This window comes from Bacillus sp. K2I17 (genome assembly GCF_002209985.1).
In the GTDB taxonomy this organism is placed as follows: Bacteria; Bacillota; Bacilli; order Bacillales; family Bacillaceae_G; genus Bacillus_A; species Bacillus_A wiedmannii.
On the sequence record NZ_NJGF01000108.1, the window covers coordinates 1 to 2,093 of the forward strand.

The window sequence follows — 2,093 nt, forward strand, 5'->3', positions numbered from 1 at the left end:
CGAAGAGACAGACGAATAAACTCAAATGGATGGGTGAGCTACTTAAATTAGGGGAGACCATTGATCCAGACACAGACCGTATTGTGATGGGATACCCATTAGAACGTAAGATTCGTTATAACAACATTGGAGTTACGGCCACTGATAAATTCACGACAAAAGATACGAATGAAATTGTAAAGAAAATTGAGGTTCGTATTGATCGTGACATCGAAAATAATCAAAAGGATTATCGTGTAAAAGTTGGCGGTCGTATTTACGACATTGAGCGTATTTACGTAAAAGAAGAAGACCGATTGATGGAGGTGTCATTGTCCTATGCAAATTAGTTTTGAGCAATTAAGAACTCTTATGAAACAGTCTGGTATTCCAGTTTATCGTGATAGTGCACCTACTGGCGCGAAATATCCTTACATTGTGTATGAATTTGTGAATGAGCAACAGAAAAGAGCTTCTAATAAGGTCATAAAAGATATGCCTCTTTATCAGATTGCCGTTATCACAAATGGAACTGAAAAAGATTACGAACCGTTAAAGGCTGTTTTTAACGAAGCAGGCGTTTCTTATTCTCAATTTGATGGAATGGGTTATGACGAGAACGATGACACCATAACGCAGTTTATAACGTATGTGAGGTGTGTTCAATAATGGCATCTAATAATAATGGTTTTGCTGATGCTTTGGAAGATATTAATACATTACTTAGAGTTAACCAAAAGGTAGAAAAAAAGTTTTTAGAAGAAGCAGCCAATTACTTTATTAGCAAGTTAAAACCCAAAATTAAATTGTCCAATAAGAACAAGAAAACACATTTAAGAGAAAGCTTGAAAGTTGTTGTGAAAAATGATCTTGTATCCGTGGAATTTGAAAATGAAGCTTGGTATTGGTACCTATACGAAAATGGCCATAAAAAAGTGAATGGTAAAGGCCGTGTGAAGGGAAAACACTTTGTACAAAACACTTTCGATGCAGAAGGTGACAAGATAGCAGAAATCCTAGCTCAAAAAATAATAGATAGAATGTGAGGATGATATATATGCCAGTTGTAAATAAAGAGATTCAATATACCGTAGGTATTGAAGATTTATATCTTTGTATGATGGAAGGCGATGAAACAACAGATACACTTCCTACTTATGAAGAGGATATTTATAAGCAAACAAATATTTCGGATTTAACGATTTCAAATACAACCACAAACTTTACAAAATGGGCTTCTAACAAAAAGATTATCAACATCGTAAAAAACACAGCATTTGGATTGGCGCTTAACCTTGCTGGGTTAAACCGCGAAGTTAAGGATAAAATCTTTGCTAAACAAAGAACAAAAGGTGTTTCTTTCGAAACAGCTAAAGCGAGAGAATATCCTAAATTTGCGGTTGGTGTTGTATTTCCACTAAATGATGGAACAAAACTTGTACGTTGGTATCCAAAATGTACAGTGGCGCCAGTAGAGGAATCTTGGAAAACACAAAATGAAGAGATGACTGTGGATGATATTGCTTACCAAATTACCGCTGATCCATTATTATTCAATGATACTACGATGGCTGAATTAGATACTGGTGCAGCTGATGCTAAAGGTATTAAAGTAGAAGACTTCTTGAAAAAGGTTATTTGTGATGAATCTCAATTAGCCACATTAGGTGGAACTACAGGACAATAGGAGGGGTACTATGGCACGCTTACGTGATTTAGTTAACGTTAATATAAATGTAAATACAATTACAATACAGAAGGTGAAAATCCCTGTTGTTTTTACATTTGAATCATTTCCTTTTGTAGAAGAATCTTATGGGAAAGAATATCACGAGTTCGAAAAAGAAATGAATGAAATGATGAAAAAGGGACAATTTAGTTTAGGTGAAAAAGAGGCTAAACTAATGCGGTCCTTGATTTATGCGATGATTCGAAGTGGCGGTACGGAATGTTCACCTGAAGAAATCAAAAATGCTATTCCTCTTTATGATCTACCTGATATTTTCCAAGTTGTATTTCAGATTTTCAGCGGTCAAACCTTCCAATATTCTGATATGGAGAAGCTGAAGCAAGAAAAAAAGTAAAAAACATACTGAATAAAAATAATGAATCTC

At 34.8% G+C, this 2,093-nt stretch carries 5 protein-coding genes; all 5 read left to right on the top strand.

Annotated elements, in window-relative coordinates:
* Positions 1-329, top strand: a 329-nt coding sequence (locus CER22_RS30865; protein ID WP_256943778.1) for a hypothetical protein, incomplete at its 5' end; no start/stop codon positions are given.
* Positions 319-648 carry a hypothetical protein gene (locus CER22_RS30870; protein ID WP_088610490.1) on the top strand — a complete coding sequence of 110 codons (330 nt, stop codon included), beginning with the start codon at positions 319-321 and terminating at the stop codon, positions 646-648. The genes CER22_RS30865 and CER22_RS30870, both read left to right, overlap by 11 nt.
* Positions 648-1,025 (top strand): HK97-gp10 family putative phage morphogenesis protein, encoded by a 378-nt coding sequence (locus tag CER22_RS30875; RefSeq protein ID WP_088610491.1) that lies wholly within the window; start codon positions 648-650, stop codon positions 1,023-1,025. The genes CER22_RS30870 and CER22_RS30875 overlap by 1 nt, the downstream gene beginning before the upstream one ends.
* Before the next feature lie 11 nt (positions 1,026-1,036).
* Positions 1,037-1,666 (top strand): phage tail protein, encoded by a 630-nt coding sequence (locus CER22_RS30880; RefSeq protein ID WP_088610492.1) that lies wholly within the window; start codon positions 1,037-1,039, stop codon positions 1,664-1,666.
* Between the two features lie 10 nt (positions 1,667-1,676).
* The gene (locus CER22_RS30885; protein ID WP_088610493.1) at positions 1,677-2,063 is read left to right on the top strand and encodes a hypothetical protein; all 387 of its coding nucleotides are present in this window, start codon (positions 1,677-1,679) and stop codon (positions 2,061-2,063) included.
* Positions 2,064-2,093: the final 30 nt, after the last annotated feature.

Bases quoted from the DNA above. Each gene is read 5' to 3' on its own strand.
- CER22_RS30870 (WP_088610490.1), top strand. From the start codon at position 319: ATGCAAATTAGTTTTGAGCAATTAAGAACTCTTATGAAACAGTCTGGT.
- CER22_RS30875 (WP_088610491.1), top strand. From the start codon at position 648: ATGGCATCTAATAATAATGGTTTTGCTGATGCTTTGGAAGATATTAAT.
- CER22_RS30880 (WP_088610492.1), top strand. From the start codon at position 1,037: ATGCCAGTTGTAAATAAAGAGATTCAATATACCGTAGGTATTGAAGAT.
- CER22_RS30885 (WP_088610493.1), top strand. From the start codon at position 1,677: ATGGCACGCTTACGTGATTTAGTTAACGTTAATATAAATGTAAATACA.